The 16,960-nt window shown below is 40.3% G+C and carries 18 protein-coding genes and 1 pseudogene; 4 read left to right on the top strand and 15 right to left on the bottom strand.

Annotated elements, in window-relative coordinates; all coding sequences use genetic code 11:
- Window positions 1-53: 53 nt before the first annotated feature.
- Entirely contained in the window at window positions 54-1,418 is a 1,365-nt protein-coding gene (gene hemN, locus FK178_RS10600) for an oxygen-independent coproporphyrinogen III oxidase (RefSeq protein ID WP_146834676.1), read from the top strand.
- A 66-nt stretch (window positions 1,419-1,484) separates the two neighbouring features.
- On the opposite strand, the gene FK178_RS10595 is transcribed toward hemN, so the two are convergent.
- The 15 genes and pseudogenes from FK178_RS10595 to ccoS form a co-directional block, all read right to left on the bottom strand.
- Window positions 1,485-1,871 carry a group III truncated hemoglobin gene (locus tag FK178_RS10595; protein ID WP_146834673.1) on the bottom strand — a complete coding sequence of 129 codons (387 nt, stop codon included), beginning with the start codon at window positions 1,869-1,871 and terminating at the stop codon, window positions 1,485-1,487.
- 78 nt (window positions 1,872-1,949) lie between these two features.
- Window positions 1,950-2,240 carry a hypothetical protein gene (locus FK178_RS10590; protein WP_146834670.1) on the bottom strand — a complete coding sequence of 97 codons (291 nt, stop codon included), beginning with the start codon at window positions 2,238-2,240 and terminating at the stop codon, window positions 1,950-1,952.
- A 120-nt stretch (window positions 2,241-2,360) separates the two neighbouring features.
- Complete coding sequence (locus FK178_RS10585) at window positions 2,361-2,957, bottom strand: Crp/Fnr family transcriptional regulator (RefSeq protein WP_146834667.1); 597 nt, start codon at window positions 2,955-2,957, stop codon at window positions 2,361-2,363.
- An 8-nt stretch (window positions 2,958-2,965) separates the two neighbouring features.
- Complete coding sequence (trxA, locus tag FK178_RS10580) at window positions 2,966-3,265, bottom strand: thioredoxin (protein ID WP_146834664.1); 300 nt, start codon at window positions 3,263-3,265, stop codon at window positions 2,966-2,968.
- Window positions 3,266-3,442: 177 nt separating this feature from the next.
- A complete protein-coding gene (locus FK178_RS10575) occupies window positions 3,443-4,729 on the bottom strand; it encodes an acetyl-CoA hydrolase/transferase family protein (protein ID WP_146834661.1) in 1,287 nt (428 codons plus the stop codon).
- Window positions 4,730-4,733: 4 nt separating this feature from the next.
- Entirely contained in the window at window positions 4,734-5,309 is a 576-nt protein-coding gene (locus tag FK178_RS10570) for a YceI family protein (RefSeq protein ID WP_168194587.1), read from the bottom strand.
- A gap of 213 nt (window positions 5,310-5,522) precedes the next feature.
- Complete coding sequence (locus FK178_RS10565; protein ID WP_146834655.1) at window positions 5,523-6,839, bottom strand: hypothetical protein; 1,317 nt, start codon at window positions 6,837-6,839, stop codon at window positions 5,523-5,525.
- Between the two features lie 36 nt (window positions 6,840-6,875).
- Window positions 6,876-7,466, bottom strand: coding sequence for a YceI family protein (locus FK178_RS10560; RefSeq protein WP_146834652.1), 591 nt, complete (start codon window positions 7,464-7,466; stop codon window positions 6,876-6,878).
- 198 nt (window positions 7,467-7,664) lie between these two features.
- Window positions 7,665-8,366 (bottom strand): sulfite exporter TauE/SafE family protein, encoded by a 702-nt coding sequence (locus FK178_RS10555; RefSeq protein ID WP_146834649.1) that lies wholly within the window; start codon window positions 8,364-8,366, stop codon window positions 7,665-7,667.
- On the bottom strand, window positions 8,366-8,818 hold the full coding sequence (locus FK178_RS10550) for a FixH family protein (protein ID WP_146834646.1): 453 nt from the start codon (window positions 8,816-8,818) through the stop codon (window positions 8,366-8,368). The genes FK178_RS10555 and FK178_RS10550 overlap by 1 nt, the downstream gene beginning before the upstream one ends.
- A gap of 44 nt (window positions 8,819-8,862) precedes the next feature.
- Window positions 8,863-10,281: a cytochrome c oxidase accessory protein CcoG gene (ccoG, locus tag FK178_RS10545; protein ID WP_146834643.1), complete on the bottom strand. Its 1,419-nt coding sequence runs from the start codon at window positions 10,279-10,281 to the stop codon at window positions 8,863-8,865.
- A 24-nt stretch (window positions 10,282-10,305) separates the two neighbouring features.
- Entirely contained in the window at window positions 10,306-11,175 is an 870-nt protein-coding gene (locus tag FK178_RS10540; protein WP_146834640.1) for a cbb3-type cytochrome c oxidase N-terminal domain-containing protein, read from the bottom strand.
- Window positions 11,172-11,357 carry a CcoQ/FixQ family Cbb3-type cytochrome c oxidase assembly chaperone gene (locus FK178_RS10535; RefSeq protein ID WP_146834637.1) on the bottom strand — a complete coding sequence of 62 codons (186 nt, stop codon included), beginning with the start codon at window positions 11,355-11,357 and terminating at the stop codon, window positions 11,172-11,174. The genes FK178_RS10540 and FK178_RS10535 overlap by 4 nt, the downstream gene beginning before the upstream one ends.
- A 6-nt stretch (window positions 11,358-11,363) precedes the next feature.
- Window positions 11,364-13,563: pseudogene (ccoN, locus tag FK178_RS10530) on the bottom strand (cytochrome-c oxidase, cbb3-type subunit I).
- 2 nt (window positions 13,564-13,565) lie between these two features.
- The gene (ccoS, locus tag FK178_RS10525) at window positions 13,566-13,760 is read right to left on the bottom strand and encodes a cbb3-type cytochrome oxidase assembly protein CcoS (protein WP_146834634.1); all 195 of its coding nucleotides are present in this window, start codon (window positions 13,758-13,760) and stop codon (window positions 13,566-13,568) included.
- 182 nt (window positions 13,761-13,942) lie between these two features.
- Between ccoS and nirK the strand changes: the two genes are divergently transcribed.
- From nirK to FK178_RS10510, 3 genes are read left to right on the top strand one after another with little or no spacing between them, the layout of a single operon-like run.
- Window positions 13,943-15,415 (top strand): copper-containing nitrite reductase, encoded by a 1,473-nt coding sequence (gene nirK, locus FK178_RS10520; protein ID WP_146834631.1) that lies wholly within the window; start codon window positions 13,943-13,945, stop codon window positions 15,413-15,415.
- A gap of 19 nt (window positions 15,416-15,434) precedes the next feature.
- Entirely contained in the window at window positions 15,435-16,214 is a 780-nt protein-coding gene (locus FK178_RS10515; protein ID WP_146834628.1) for a formylglycine-generating enzyme family protein, read from the top strand.
- Between the two features lie 11 nt (window positions 16,215-16,225).
- Window positions 16,226-16,849, top strand: coding sequence for an SCO family protein (locus tag FK178_RS10510; protein WP_146834625.1), 624 nt, complete (start codon window positions 16,226-16,228; stop codon window positions 16,847-16,849).
- Window positions 16,850-16,960: the final 111 nt, after the last annotated feature.

Below are 16,960 nucleotides of genomic sequence, written 5' to 3'. Positions count from 1 at the left end.
CATATTATAAAAAGTATACGCGCGGTATTTTTGTTTCACGAAATATTGGAATAATGAACGTGAATCTAATTCAGAAATACAATGTAGCCGGGCCAAGGTACACCAGCTATCCTACGGTGCCTTACTGGAATACCGATCTTTTTTCAGTTCAAACCTATAAGGATTCCTTGAAAAGGTCTTTTTCAGAGAGCAATGAAAAAGAAGGGATTAGCCTCTATATTCATTTGCCTTTTTGCGAAAGTTTATGCACTTTTTGCGGTTGCAATAAGCGCATTACCAAGAGGCACGAGGTAGAATCTCCCTATATTACAGCGGTTCTCAAGGAATGGGAATTATATACCAATTTACTGCCCGGCACACCCTATATCAGGGAGATCCATCTGGGAGGTGGTACACCCACTTTTTTTTCTCCGGAAAACCTTCGTATGCTTATTGAAGGGATTTTTGAAAAAAGTCTGAGAGCTGAAGATTTTGATTTCAGTTTTGAAGGCCACCCCAATAATACAAAAATAGAGCACCTGGAAACTTTATATGATCTTGGCTTTCGTAGGGTAAGTTACGGGGTACAGGATTATAATCTTGAAGTGCAACTAGCCATACATCGTTTCCAGCCATTTGTTAACGTTAAGAATGCTACAGAGAATGCCAGAAAAACCGGATACACCTCTGTGGGCCATGATATCATTTTTGGACTGCCGTTTCAAACTGTAGAACATATTAAGACCACAATCGAAAAAACCAAAGAATTGATGCCGGACCGTATTGCATTTTACAGCTACGCTCACGTACCCTGGATCAAAGGGAACGGGCAACGGGGCTTTGAGGAAAAGGATCTTCCTACGGCAGCTGTGAAAACGGAGATGTATGAAACGGGGAAACAACTTCTGGCTGAGGCCGGTTATGTGGAAATAGGCATGGATCATTTTGCCCTTAAAACAGATTCCTTATATAAGGCTGTGGAAGATAAAAAACTGCACCGTAATTTTATGGGTTATACCACTTCCAAGACCAAAGTTATGATTGGTCTCGGGGTTTCAGCAATTAGTGACAGCTGGACCGGTTTCGCCCAAAATGAAAAAAAGATAGAAGATTACTATGATCGCCTGGATCAAAATGAATTACCCCTATACAGGGGGCATATTTTAACCGGGGAGGATGAAATGATAAGACAGCATATTTTAAACCTTATGTGCCGGCTGGAAACGTCATGGGAAGACCCGCAAATGTTTTTTCCGGAGTTATTTGGAGTCCTTGAAAATTTAAGGGAAATGGAAAATGACGGGCTTTTAAAGATCAAAGAGCAAAGCATTGAAATTACCGAAAAAGGGAGGCCTTACGTAAGAAATGTATGTATGGCATTTGACATGCTTTTGCAAAGAAAGGCCCCGGAAACCCAATTGTTTTCTATGACCATATAAAGAAAATTCCGTGAGGGTTTAAAATTCACGGAATATCAAAAATATGAAGGGGTTAAATTTTCTGGTTTATGAAAGCCTGCTTTGATACATATTCATAAAGAGGTTGTGTGCCATATTCCTGGCCCTGTTTTTCGCAATATTTGCCCGGTCTCCTTCAAATAATTCATCTACTGTGGCAAACCACATATTGAGCCATTCTCCAAAATGCTTTTGCTCTATACTATGTTCAAATTGCTGGTCAACTTCTTTGTGGGCTTTCATGGGATTTCCACGAAATTTACTTACCATAAAAAGGTTAGTTTCCCAGAAATCTGTTAGTTTTTCCAGGTGTTCCGGCCAGTTATGAATGGTCTCATTAAAAAAATGGCCAATCTCCTTATTGTCCCGCACTTTGGTATAAAAGGCAGAAACAAGGGTGTAAACATCACCCCTGTTCTGTATATCTTCTTTCATTATAATTACTTTTTGAGCAGACAAATGTACCCTGTTTTAAGAAGGGAAATTAATAATTTATCTATTAAGATCTGTTAACTAATATCTCAGAAAGACATTATATGCGATTAATAGGACACTTACAACAAGACTTATGATCAACGCATTAAAAACAATTTTCGGCTTTAGGTTGGCCAGAACTGTGGCATTGTATCCCATGCATACCACCACAACTAAAAAGAGCTGGGTCATTTGAAAAACATCGTGCCCGTTCATTAATATTACAAGGGCCGCAGCAGATCCTAAACAACTTGAAAGAATGACCGCCACCGCAGAATATCCAACAAACAGGTCCTCAAAATCTTTGTATAATACATCGTAAAGTTTCATTTTATCCGGTATTTAATTAGGGGATAAAATTAAAAAGGAAGAGAAAGACCTAATATGACCTCGATCATAAATTCCCAAATTTGAAGATTGGGAGAAAATTGAAATCTAAAATGTTTGTGCCTACCTGTAAACTTTTCTGCTTTTTATTTTAAGTTCTCCTTTTTTCTCCAGGGCCTTGGTTGCCCTTATCACGGTTTCAACCCTTAAACCGGTAAGATCTGCGATTTGCTGGCGGGTAAGGTCTACCTTAAATGAAAACGGGCCATCCAGTTTATGAACGTGCTTTTTTAAATAATCCAGGATACGTAAAATTCGGTGTTCAGGTTCCTGGCTGGAGATCTCTGAAACCATAATAGCTTTATAAAAAAGCCTTTTCGCCAGGGTTTCTGTCATCTTTAAATGTACATCGGGGTGGGAGGCAAGCAGTTCCAGAAATTGGGATTTGTGAAGCTGGATTACCTCACTATCGCTCAATGCTTCGGCATTGGCCGGATATTTAACATCGGCAAATAGTGGTGGTTCCCCAAAGCTTTGGCCGGAAGCAAAGATGCCCTGAATAAATTCTTTTCCGTCGAGATTATAATTATTCATTTTTACTTCTCCTGAAACTACCTGGTAATAATTCAAGGCCGTTTCTCCTTCCCTGAAAAGCTGTGCGCCTTTTGGGTAAGTTGTGATTTTTCCGCCAAAATCCAGAAGTAAATTAGTTGAGATCATTTATTGAATTACGCGTGAGATTTGATCAATTGAACCAGATCTGCTTTTTGTACCACGCCGGATTGTCTCCAGAGCTGCTCTCCTTTTTTAAATAAAATAAGTGTGGGCACACCTCTCACCTGGTATTTTGCGGCGAGTTCCTGGTTTTTATCTACATCAATCTTTACAATCTTTACCGAATCTCCAAGTTCTGCTTTCGCATCTTTAAGGATGGGAGCAAGCATTTTGCAGGGCCCGCACCAATCGGCAAAAAAATCGACCAGTACAGGTTTTTCATCCTTTATTATTTCGCTAAAACTACTTTTCATATCAGGATATTTTTTGTTTGTATAATTTTGCACTTACACTTCGAAATATTCCAACTTCGTTTGTGTTCGAAAACCCGTAATACCCGTTTCTTATTTGGAATTTTGAAACATTGTACAATTTAAAGAATTCTTTCAAATCAATGTGCCATATCACAAAGTTTATCGGCCTCAAATGATCTAGACCAGAATATGTAATCTTTCAAAAGTTGCCTTTTCCAGTGCTTCCCTGTGGTCCGGGTGCGCAATTGAAATAAGCTCCTTTGCTCTTTGCTTTAAATTCTTTCCGTAGAGATTTACAATTCCATATTCGGTAGCAATGTAGTGCACGTGGGCGCGGGTAGTAGTAACTCCAGCTCCTTCTTTTAAAAAGGGAACTATTTTAGATATCCCCTTATTGGTAACAGATGGCATAGCAATAATAGCCTTTCCGCCTTCAGAGAGGGATGCCCCCCGTATAAAATCCATTTGACCACCTACTCCCGAATATTGATATTTTCCAATGGTATCTGCACAAACCTGCCCGGTAAGGTCAATTTCAATAGCGCTGTTAATAGCCGTTACTTTAGGATTTTTTCTAATAATGGCGGTATCATTGGTATAAGCGGCTTCTTTAAAATGCACCACCGGATTATCATCTATAAAATCATACAATTTTTGGGTGCCTACAGCAAAACACGTAACCAGCTTTCCGGTTTTTACCTTTTTTTCTTCCCCGGTAATGATCCCTTTTTCAATGAGCGGCAAGATCCCGTCTGAAAACATTTCAGTATGAATGCCCAGGCGCTTGTGATTCATAAGGTTATTAAGTACTACGTTTGGTATCCCACCAATCCCCATTTGAAGGGTTGCCCCGTCCTCTATCAGGGCGGCCACGTGTTTTCCTATTTGCAGTTCAACTTTTGTAGGGGTTGAAATTACCGATGTATGGATAGGCTCATTTACCTCAACCAAAGCGTGGATCCTGTCAATGTGAATGATCCCGTCCCCATGCGTTCTGGGAACATTGGGATTGATCTGGGCAATTACCATTTTCGCGGTTTGAATCGCCGGCAGGGTTATATCTACTGAAACACCAAGGGAACAATATCCGTGTTTATCTGGTGGACTAACCTGGATAAAAGCCACGTCTATGGGTAATATATTCTTTCTGAAAAGCAAGTGTATTTCGCTAAGGAAGATTGGGATATATGCACCAAAGGTAGAATTCACCGCTTTTCTCACGTTTCCCCCCACAAAACAACTTATAGTAATAAAGGCCTCGTTGAATGGGGCTATCGTATACCGTGCTTCTCCTTCTGTATGTATCTGGAAAAGCTCTACTCCTTTTAGTTCGTTATAACGTTCGCACAGGGCATTAATTAAAACATTTGGCGTCATGGCAGCTCCCTGCAAAAATATGCGCTGCCCTGATTTTATAAGAGATACTGCTTCTTGAGCAGATACTATGTTTAATGAAGTGTTCATGGGTCTATTTTTCTACGTTCAAATGAAAGTTGATGTCTATATCCTCTTTAACCACAATTAACCCGAATACCTTTTTGGGTGGTTTCAAATTGAAGTCGTTTATATTAAGGGAAAGGTTTCCCTTGTACTGGGGAATTTTTCCATCTACGATCTTCACAGGTAATTTATAGGCTTTTGTCTTGCCCGCTATAGAAATAAAAAGATCTGCAGTGGCCTGTGAGGGAGTATTGATACAAAGTTTTTTTAATTCCAGCGAGATCTCGGGATATTCTTCTGTTTTGATTAATGCGTGAAAATCTTTATTGATCCCTTTACTGCCGCAATCAAAACCTGTATTGTCCAGTTTAAGGATGGCATTTTCAAAATGAAATTCACTGTTTACCTCTTTCACTTTTACCTTTCTGGTTGAAGGGATCATTTGAGAATTAAAGGCGCAGGAAAAATCACTTATGTTAGTATCTCCGGTTATGGTAAGTTTGCTGTTTGGAAGGATGTTCACAGTCTTGTTACTGCTGGCACTTTGAGCAAAACCCAAAGTGGTGAACATTAATAAAAAAGTGATAATTTTAAAGATTTTCATAGCGATTGTAATTTGTATTATACCGGCTCCCATTTCATTAATATCAGGCACTCCCGGCTTATTTAACCCCATAAATTAAAAGACCTTCATTCTTTCATTAATTGCATAATCTATTCCAAAATAGTTCGAAAGGTTGCAGATTTTTCAATGGTTTAAATTAAAAATGGGAGAACTTTATGTCCTCCCATTTATGTGTTATTTTCCTGAAGAGGATTAGAAACTTATCGCAGCTTCAACCATTAGGCCATTGAATTTACCGTCGTGAAATTTGCTGTTTGGACGGAAACCATCGTATTCCTGGTTAACATATTCAATTTTTGTTAGAACGTTCTTAGTTAAGAACCAACCTGCAGATAGTTGCATTCTGGTGATATCAATTTCCACACCACTCACGTCATCACCATTTACAGTGTTGTAACGTCCACCTACGTAGAACTTCTCATCAGCTCCAAATCTGTAGATCAATTCTCCGGCCATTTGTGTGAAAGAACGTTTGTCAACCTGAGTTGAACGTTTACCATCAGCAATTTCATAGGTTCCAAAGAATTCAAGACCTCCAAACTTCACAAATGGGTTGATCATATAGGCAGTCATCTCGTTTCCAAAAGAAGGGTTGTAACGTCCTGAGGAGAAATTACCTGCTGGGGTTGCACCTACTTGCTCCATTACCATATAGTATCTTGAACCTGCACGGTCAGCTCCATAAAGGTAGGCAGTTGGAACCTGGTGAGTAGTATATACAGATCCTGTTAATCTAAATCTTAGTCCGTCAGGATCTGCAAACTGTGCATTATCATATCCTAATTTACCAACCCAGGAAACACCGTTTGCAGATGGGTTGGAAACGTTCTGGTTTAGTTTACCATTGGTAGCACCAACCATTGCAAGGAATCCGCTCTGTCTGTAGTACACTTCAGCACCTACCTCTGTTGTAAAAGAATCCATTATAAGATTTTCTACGAAGGGGTTGTAGATGGTTTGAGCGTTATCACTTCTTCTGAAGTGTGCATCACCATAGTTAATTTCCATATGTCCTATCTTCACGGTAAGATTATCCATTAGGTCGCTCATCAATCCTTCGCTTATGAAGTCCAGCCCGTCAACCTGGATATAACCGTCCTTTACATAAGGCTCTGGGTGGTGACGTGAAGAAAGATAGGTTCTAAGGTGCATTCTTAAGCCCGGAGCTAAAGCCACATCTAAATCAAGGTTAGCTGTAGGCAGGTTAAAGTTACTTCCTATTTCAACAAGCTTTCCGGTAGCTGTAGTACCTGGAGCAACAGGAGTTCCGTCTAAGTTCCAGGTGCCATTAGATTCGTGATCAAGGGCCTGGAATTGTATAGTAGATGCACCACCAACTCTTACTCTAACACCGTCAAAAGTGCTTACAGTATCCTTAGGGGCTTCAAAAACGTTAATGCCTCGTTGGTCAAGTGGCCTGAAATTATCCAGGTCTCGTTGTTGTGCTTGCGCCTGCAGAGCAAATACTGCAAGGAAAAGAAGAGCTAAATATTTAATTGAGTTTTTCATTTTGATTAAATTAATTGTTGAATTTGATTATTTGAATTATTTGGTAAAGTTTGATTGAAATTTAATAGTTACCTGGTCTCCGGTGGTGATGGTTCCAAACATTGCTGTTGGTGGATCTACCTTGTATTCAGACATTTTTAAGGCTTTGCTGCCGGTTAGGGTGATCTTATCGCCGGTGATCTTAGCATCAAAAGTGATATCGATTGGTTTTGAATTCCCCGCGATGGTTAAGGTTCCACTGGTAGTAACTTTACAGCTTCCGGTTTTTGTACAATCTATGTTGTTCACTTTGGTAAGCTTATAAGTGATTTGCTTGTGCTTATCTGTGTTCAAAGCTTTGTAAGTATTCTTATCCATTCCCGATTTTCCGCTTTTAAGACTTTCTGCTTTCACGGTAAAATCAAGCTGAGTGATCTTTACAAGTTGACCGTTATCCAACTCGGCCACAATTTTACCTTGTTGCTCTTTTGCCTCAAGTTCCCAGTCGTGAACATTGGAGGTTCCCTCCACCTTAAGTGAAGAAGAAGCATTGTTCAAATTGTATGTTTGGGCTACTGAGATTTGTGTAGTCACAATCATTATAAGTAGGGTTCCAAGTGCTAGTTTTAAATTTTTTAAAGTGTTCATGATTATGGTTTTTAATTTGATACAAAGTTGCATCAGGAATGCCTTATATTATATGACGGCAGTCAGCTTTTGCCAAAGTTTTCATAAATCCAAATTCCGTTTATTTTGTGGCATTTATTATGCTACTCATTTTCAGAAAAATAAAAGATCCATCGCGGGATGGATCTTTTTGATTGGTTTATTATTTCTTTTTAAATTTTAATGGCAAACCATGTGAGAAGTGATCTTTTCGGTATTTTGGGTGGGAGATATGTAAGGAATACCTAATCCAAGCCCTCTTAAAATGAATAATAATCCTATGAGCACCACTGCAACGGGGATCAATTTTCTTATTTTTTGACGCATTACCCCATTTAACAATCTTCCAAAGTATACTGCAGTGGTCATAAGGGGAATGGTTCCCAACCCGAATAATACCATATAAAGCCCTCCTTGCATTATATTTCCTGTTGCAATAGCCCCAAAAACCGCCATATAAACCAAGCCACAGGGCAAAAATCCATTTAAGAATCCAATAGTGAAGAAGGTATCAGGAGATTTCTTTTTTAGAGCTGCACCCAGCGATGATTTAATTTTACCAATAATCCTATATAAAGGAAGTGACAAATTATATTTTTGAAACTTTACCGCGGGTACAAGGATCACCGCGATCATAAGTACTCCAATTAAAATAGATAACTGCTGCTGAAAACCAAACAGATCCAGACTTTTACCCACCAATCCAAAAGCCAGGCCTATGGTCCCGTAGGAAACCAGCCTGCCGGCATGATACAGGAAGATCTGGAAAAACTTTTTTACTTCGTTATTCCGGGAAACCGGAAGCATAAATGCAATAGGCCCGCACATTCCAATGCAGTGAAAACTTCCAAGCAGTCCAAATATGAGCGCGGTTAAGAGCATTAGTATGTAAATTCTTTTTTATAGTAATAGGCTTCCTTTTCATAACCCCAGTCTATTTCAATATTCCAACGGCCTTTTTCCAGGAATCTGCCGGGTATAAGAATCTCGTGTGAGGTTAGTTCAATTGGGATATTAAAGTCCATTTTTTTATCTGATGGACGATAAAACAGTATTTTTCCGGTTATTTTAGAAACCTCCATATTGGAAGGGAAATAGATCACAACTCCGTCTTCAGTTTGCTCAAATTGAATATTCCTTCGCAGGCTTTGAGAGTTTGTCTCCCTGTTGAGTTGATCCTGGAAACTAAGTTCCTGCTTGTAATATTCTTCTACCACAAGATCGTGGGTGAACTCCTGATTTGTGGTCATGGTTACCACCAGGTAGATAATAAAGGTCATAAAACTTAAAATGGCTAAGACGATGCCAGTACCCCAGTTAATTTTTAAATTCATTTTAAATATCTTTTAATTTTAAATATTGGGCTTCCTTAATAAACTTATCTAAAAGTGCGCGGGCCCATAAAATTTGTTTTAGTGGTTTCAATTAGCTTATCTCCACTATAGATCCCAATTTCCACCTCTTCTTTTTCTCCGTTTAAAATTGCGCCATTTAGCTTAATGAATAATGTTCCTTCTGCCAGTCCTTTTTCAGGAATGGTCATACTCCCGTGGGTGACAGATTCTATAGACCCTTTATGGGAAAGAAGTTTAAAATGAACGTCTTCAAATTTGCCGGTAGTTTTATTTATAAGTTTAAAGGTGTAAACATTACTAATAATATTATTTGCCTCCTGCTCGTATAACTGGCCCGGAAGCCTTAGGATATTAGCTTCAACATCATTCCGCAGAAACAGCATCCCCGACAGCAATCCCACCAATACAAATAAAATGGCAGCAAAACCCTTCATCCTGGGGGTGAAAGTGAATTTTTGCTCCCTTTCAATACTTTCTTCTGAATAGAAACCAATAAGGCCTTTTGGAAGGTCTACTTTTTCCATTATTGCATCGCAGGCATCAATACATGCTGTACAATTAATGCATTCGAGTTGGGTGCCATTTCTTATATCAATTCCTGTGGGGCACACATTAACACACTGGAAGCAATCTATACAATCACCTTTGCCCAGCGCCGCCCTGTTTTCATTCTTTTTAAATTTCGAGCGGCCCTTTTCTCTTTCCCCACGTTTATGGTTATATGCCACCACAATAGATTTATTATCCAGCAATACACTTTGAAGCCTCCCGTAGGGGCAGGCAATGGTGCAAACCTGTTCTCTAAACCAGGCGAAAATAAAATAGAAGACCCCGGTAAAAATGAGCAGGGCCACAAATGTGCAAAGATTCTCTATGGGACCGGTCTCAATATATCTCAACAGCTTTTTACTGCTTATGAGGTATGCGAGAAATACATTGGCGATTATAAAGGAGATAATGAAGAAAAGGAACCATTTGAATCCCTTTTTTCTTATTTTTTCTGAATTCCACTCTTGTTTATCCAGCCGCATCTGGGAGCCACGGTCTCCCTCAATCCAGTACTCGATCTTCCTGAAGACCATTTCCATAAAGATGGTTTGCGGGCATATCCACCCACAAAAAAGCCTTCCAAAGGCTACGGTGAAAAATGTAATGATAAGTACAGAAATAATCATCACCACAACTCCCAGGTAAAAATCCTGAGGCCAGAAAGGAAGTCCAAATACATTAAATTCCCTTCCCAAAACGTTGAAGAGCATGAATTGATTCCCGTTTATATGAATAAAAGGGCTGGCTATTAATAGTGCCAATAAAACATAAGTTAACCAGGTCCTGTAGTTGTAGAATTTACCTTCAGGTTTTTTGGGGTAGATCCAGGCACGTTTTCCCTCACTGGTCATCGTGCCTATTCTATCTCTGTAACTTATATCATCTTCCTTCATTATATTTTTTCCTCTTTCCTTGGTTTACTCTTCGCTCCAAACGTCTCCTTCGGCTACCTTAGGATTGGCCGGGGTTGTTCCCTCCAGGGTTAAAATGTAACTGGATACCTGCTGTATCTCTGACGGGCTAAGGGTAGATTTCCAGGCGATCATTCCTTTTCCGGCCCGGCCACCTTCACTTATAGTATGAAAGATGTTCTTTATTCCACCGCCCAGTATCCAAAGCTCATCTGTAAGATTGGGTCCAATTCCACCACCGCCATCAGCAGCATGACAGGCCATACAATTGATTTGATAAAGTGCATTTCCTTTCTCAATGTCGGCAGCATCAGTTAAGACAACCACACTTTCCGCATCAACAAGATCGGGGGCATTTTTCTTATATTCTTCAACGGCAATTTGCGCGCTGGCCATTTCTTTTTCAAATTCTGTTAACTGGGTGTCGCCATCAAATATGTGATAATAGGCCATATACCCAAATGCAAAAATGATGGTAAGGTAAAATGAATAAAGCCACCAGGGTGGGAGCTTGTTGTCCAGCTCCTTTATTCCGTCATAATTATGGTCCAGTTCCAGGTCCCTTTCTTCGGGCTGGGCATAGGTCATTTGTTTGAACCAGCGGTTAAGGCTGTATTTTTCTGCCCTTTTTTGCTTTTCCAGCATATAGCGCTCTTTGGCATCTGGCGCAAGGGTTTTAAACATGGTATTCTCTACTGCGTCTACTATTATTTCAGCAGAAATAAGGAATAGCAGGGCAACAAGGAGCACCAGTTGTAAAATAGGGTATTCAATAAATGCAAACTGCTTTCCTGAATCTATAAAATATTCGGTTATTCCTACTACAATTAAAAATAGTACGGGAACTCTTATCCAGCCGGGAATCATATTTCTCATAGGTTTTGGTCGTTTTCGGGTTCAAGGGGAATTTCTTCCATGGTTTTCAGGTAATCTTTTCCGGCAGTAAATACCCACCAGAACAGGATCACAAAAAATATAAAGAATATAAGCAGGGAGATAATGGGGAAGATTTCTACCCCGGCAATTGTCTCCATATGGCCTTTTACAAATTTGAACATGGCTTGTTATTTTTTAGTTGTGCTTGATACTTCAGGGTCTTTTACCTTAATGTCCGTTCCCAGGCGCTGCATATAGGCGATAAGCGCTATGATCTCCCGGTTTCTCATTTCAACGAAATCCAGACCATTCTCTTCAGCATATTTTTTATCGGCTTCATAGGTTCTTACAAAATCGGGGTCATTATACAGGTTCTTCTCAATTTGGGTTGCCTGGGCATTCATTAAAGCCTGTGCATTGGTGATCTCCTCTATAGTATATGGGACACCCAGTTTTACCATAACTTCCATTTTCTGCTGGGTTTTAGAACGGTCATGCTCATCTGTAATAAGCCATTTATAACCGGGCATAATTGAACCCGCTGAAGTACTTTGAGGGTCATACATATGGTTGAAGTGCCAGTTGTCTGAATATTTTCCTCCTACACGCATGAGATCCGGCCCTGTTCTCTTACTTCCCCAAAGAAATGGATGGTCATATACATATTCTCCGGCTTTTGAAAATTCTCCATAGCGTTCCACCTCACTGCGGAAGGGCCTTACCATTTGTGAGTGGCAGGAGACACAGCTTTCCCGTATATAAATATCCCGTCCTTCCAGTTCCAGCGGAGTATAGGGTTTTACACTGGTAATGGTTGGGATGTTGGATTTTACAAGTATGGTGGGAACTATCTGGATAATTCCCCCTATCAGGATTGCAATAGTAGCAAGAATGGTCAATTGAACAGGTTTACGTTCCAGCCAGGTGTGAAAACCTTCTCCCACCAATCTCTTTCCTGAGATCTTTTGAAGCGGGGCAGCTTCGGCCAACTCATCTGTTACCTCTTGTCCTGTCTTTATTGTTTTATAAACGTTGTAGATTAGAATGAACATACCCGCAATAAATAAACTTCCTCCAATGGCACGCATCCAGTACATTGGGATTATTTCGGTTACGGTTTCAAGAAAGTTACCGTAAGTTAAAGTACCGTCAGGATTAAATTGTTTCCACATAGAGGCCTGTACAAAACCTGCCACATACATAGGGATGGTATAAATTATAATACCAAGGGTTCCTGTCCAGAAATGTATGTTGGCCAGTTTTATAGAATATAATTTGGTTTTGAACATCCTTGGGATAAGCCAGTATACCATACCAAAGGTTAGAAAACCATTCCAGGCCAGGGCTCCCACGTGTACGTGGGCAATAATCCAGTCACTAAAATGCGCAATAGCATTTACATTTTTAAGGGAAAGCATAGGCCCTTCAAATGTTGCCATACCGTAACCTGTTAAAGCCACCACAAAGAATTTAAGTACAGGGTCTGCCTTTACCTTGTCCCATGCCCCACGAAGGGTTAGAAGTCCGTTTATCATACCACCCCAGGATGGCATAAGTAACATTACAGAGAAAGCTACCCCAAGATTCTGTGCCCAATCTGGTAATGCCGAATAAAGTAAATGGTGAGGTCCTGCCCATATATAGATAAAGATGAGGGACCAGAAGTGAATAATAGAAAGTTTATAGGAGTAAACCGGCCTGTTGGCAGCTTTCGGAATAAAGTAATACATCAACCCAAGGAAGGGGTAGTAAGGAAGAATGCCACCGCATTGTGGCCATACCACCATTGTACCAGGGCATCCTGCACCCCTGCGTAGGCCGAATAACTTTTAAATAATCCTACCGGAAGGGCAAGGCTGTTAAAAATGTGCAATACCGCCACGGTAACAAAGGTGGCCAGGTAAAACCAGATGGCAACGTAAAGATGGCGTTGTCTTCTTTTAAAAATGGTGGCTATAAGGTTCCAGCCAAAAACTATCCAAACCACTGCAATGGCAATATCCAGAGGCCATTCCAGCTCTGCATATTCCTTGGAACTGGTAATTCCCAATGGGAGGGTTATAGCAGCTGCCACAATAATGGCCTGCCACCCCAGAAGTTGATCTGGCTTAGTTTATCACTGTACATCCTTGCCTTAAGTAAGCGCTGTGTAGAATAATAAACACCCGCAAAAATGGCGTTGCCCACAAAGGCAAAGATCACCGCGTTGGTATGTAAGGGGCGAAGACGGCCAAAACTTAACCAGGAGATCCCATCGGTTAAATTTGGAAATAAGAATAAGAAGGCTAATAATAACCCGACAGACATCCCGATCACTCCCCAGAAGAGGGTTGCATAGATGAAGTTTTTTACGATCTTATTGTCGTAATAGAACTGCTGCAATTCCATACTTAATTTACTTTTTTGTTGTTACTGGATTTTGGTTTTTGATCTTTTGCAATGACCAACTCATCATCAAAAAGAATTCTTACAGAAGGAGTATAATCATCGTCAAACTGGCCACTTCTTACCGCCACTATGAATGCGACAAAAAAGATCAAAGCCACAATTATACTTATTGTTAATAAGACATAGATTACACTCATTCCTATATAATATAAGGGTACAAAACTACAGGCTTGATGTTGGGTGAAATATGATTAAGATCAGGTTTTTCCCTAAAAATTTTTTAAGATTTTTTTAGCATTTATGATTGAGGTCATCTTCTAAGAGACTGAGGTTGTGGAGATTTGTAAGGAGTAAAATGTCACACTAAAAAAACCATATCATGGAATACCTTTATAGATTACTGCAAAAATATGTTATTGCACTGTTTTTTATCGCTGCCCTTGCAGCCGGACTCTTTACATCTTGTGAGAAAGCGGTAGCCGCAAAAGAGAATCCGGAGCAAATGAGGATCTATGGCGAATTTGAAGCCGAGTTGACAGCGCCGCCATTTGTGCCAAGAGCTATTGGAAAGAGAGCACCCACCAAATTAATTGTCAATATGGAGGTGGTTGAAAAAGAAATGGAGATGAGCGATGGGGTAAGTTATGTGTACTGGACCTTTGACGGGACAGTGCCAGGAAGTTTTATAAGAACCCGCGTAGGTGATGAGATAGAGTTTCACCTAAAAAATCACCCCGATAGCAAGTTACCTCATAATATAGATCTACATGCGGTAACAGGTCCTGGCGGTGGTGCCGAATCTTCCTTTGTAGCACCCGGCCGTGAAGCTGTTTTTACCTTTAAAACAATGAATCCGGGATTATATGTTTATCACTGTGCTACCGCTCCTGTGGGAATGCACATTGCAAACGGAATGTATGGTCTTATCCTGGTGGAGCCGGAAGGTGGATTACCTCCTGTAGATAAGGAATACTATATCATGCAGGGAGATTTCTATACTGAAGGAAAGAACGGGGAAAGAGGATTACAGGCTTTTGATATGCAAAAAGCCATAGATGAGAAGGCAGATTACGTGGTGTTTAACGGAAGCGTGGGAGCTCTTACAGGTAGCAATGCAATAACCGCCGAAGTTGGAGAAACCGTACGACTATTTGTTGGCAACGGTGGTCCCAATCTGGTATCATCTTTCCACGTGATAGGGGAAATTTTTGATAAGGTATTTGTTGAAGGTGGTAGCATGGTAAACGAGAATGTGCAAACCACCCTTATTCCTGCGGGAGGAGCTGCCATAGTAGAATTTAAGGTAGACGTTCCGGGAGACCTGGTATTGGTAGATCACTCCATCTTCAGAGCTTTTAATAAAGGGGCTTTAGGAATTCTGAAGGTAGAAGGAAAAGAGAATAAAAAGGTATTTGGAGGAAAAATAGAAGAGAAGGCCTACAATCCCGGTAATGCAGTACTCTCTTCTGTAGAAGTGGCAGACGAGGCTGCAAGTGGCCCTTCCCCTTCTACGCCTGTTTCATCATCACTGGCAGAGAAAATGGAACGAGGTAAAAGCGTATATACTCAAAACTGTTTCGCTTGTCACCAGGCAACAGGCCAGGGTATTCCAAATGCTTTCCCTCCCCTTGCAAAATCAGATTACCTGAATGCAGATGTACACAGGGCGATTGGTGTGGTAAAATACGGCTTATCTGGAGAAATAACGGTTAATGGTACAAAATACAACAGTATGATGCCCAAAGTCGCTATTTCTGATGAAGAAATTGCAGATGTAATGACTTATATCTACAATAACTGGGGCAATAATAAAACCGAAGTAACCCCCGAAATGGTGAAAAAGGTTAAGTAATTATTTAAAAAATATTAAGATGAAAACTATAGGCAGATTGGTAATAGGGATCTTACTCACCATACATGGTCAGGCGTATTGCCAATCTGCAACTATGGTGAATATTAAAGGCGGGGAATTTATACCGCTTTACGGCACAAAGGAGGCAGTTAAGGTAAATGATTTTAAAATGGATGTTTATCCAGTAACGAATAAAAAATTCCGGGAATTCCTGCAGTCCAATCCTCAATGGAAACGCTCCAAGGTAAAAAAATTGTTTGCAGATGAAAGTTACCTTATAAACTGGAAGGATGATGATAATTTTTCAACTGCCCAGCACCCGGATTCCCCTGTGACCAATATTTCATGGTATGCCGCTAAAAATTACTGTGAGTGCCAGGGAAAAAGGTTGCCCACCGTAGATGAATGGGAATATGCGGCCATGGCCAGTAAGACCAAACCCGATGCAAGGGAAGAAGTAGCTTATAACCAATTCATTCTTGGGTGGTATGAAACCCCTAATACTTTTGATAAAAAAATTGGCTCTACCTTTAAGAATTACTGGGGTGTGTATGACCTTCACGGATTGGTTTGGGAATGGACCCTGGACTTTAATTCGGTATTGATATCGGGAGAATCCCGCAATGATTCTACCGGCGATAACAACCTTTTTTGCGGGGCATCTGCAGTTGGCGCGTCAGATCTAATGAATTATGCCGCATTTATGCGCTATGCATTCAGGGGAAGTGTGAAAGCAAGTTATTCCATAAAAAACCTGGGCTTCAGGTGTGTTCAGGATGTTGAAACAACATCACTCTAAAATTCAATAAAATGAAAAAATTAATATTATTACTGGTCTTAATAATAAGTTTCACAGGATGTAACAAAACAGGGGTCAAGAACGGCGATGTTTTAGCTGAAGGTAATTCAGCCGCGCTAACAGATCTTAATAACGATATCCCGGAACTTTCCATTTATAATTTACCTGCCACCTGGACCACGCAGCATAATAAGAATATTGAGCTGAAGGACCTTCAGGGCCATGTGCTGGTCATGGTAATGATATATACTTCCTGTACAGCCGCCTGCCCACGTTTGGTAGCCGATATGCGGAATATAGAAAAACAAATGCCGCAAAAAGATCTGGGTAAACTGAAGTTTATTATGGTAAGCATAGATCCTGAGACCGATACTCCCCAACGCCTGAAAAATTTTTCAGTAGAAAATAAAATGGAAAATGATCATTGGCTGTTCCTTAGGGGCACCCCGGAGGATACCAGGGAATTTGCCACCGTACTTGCGGTAAGTTACAAACAGATCTCTCCCATAGATTTCTCCCACTCTAATATTATAAGCGTTTTTGATAAAGAAGGGGTAATGGTTCACCAGCAGGAAGGCTTGGGGGTAGATAATGTGGAAACTATAGAAGCCATACACCAGGAACTTTTGAAATAAAGAGCTTCAACCGGCACATTTATTAATTCAAATTCAAATTTTGGGATAGGTTTAAAACTCTTCTGCAATGTTTTCCCGATATTAGGTAATCTTAATATACTTATTAAAATT

Origin of the sequence: Antarcticibacterium arcticum, assembly GCF_007993795.1 — a bacterium.
Lineage (GTDB): Bacteria > Bacteroidota > Bacteroidia > Flavobacteriales > Flavobacteriaceae > Gillisia > Gillisia arctica.
This window is presented reverse-complemented; position numbering and strand designations above follow the sequence as displayed.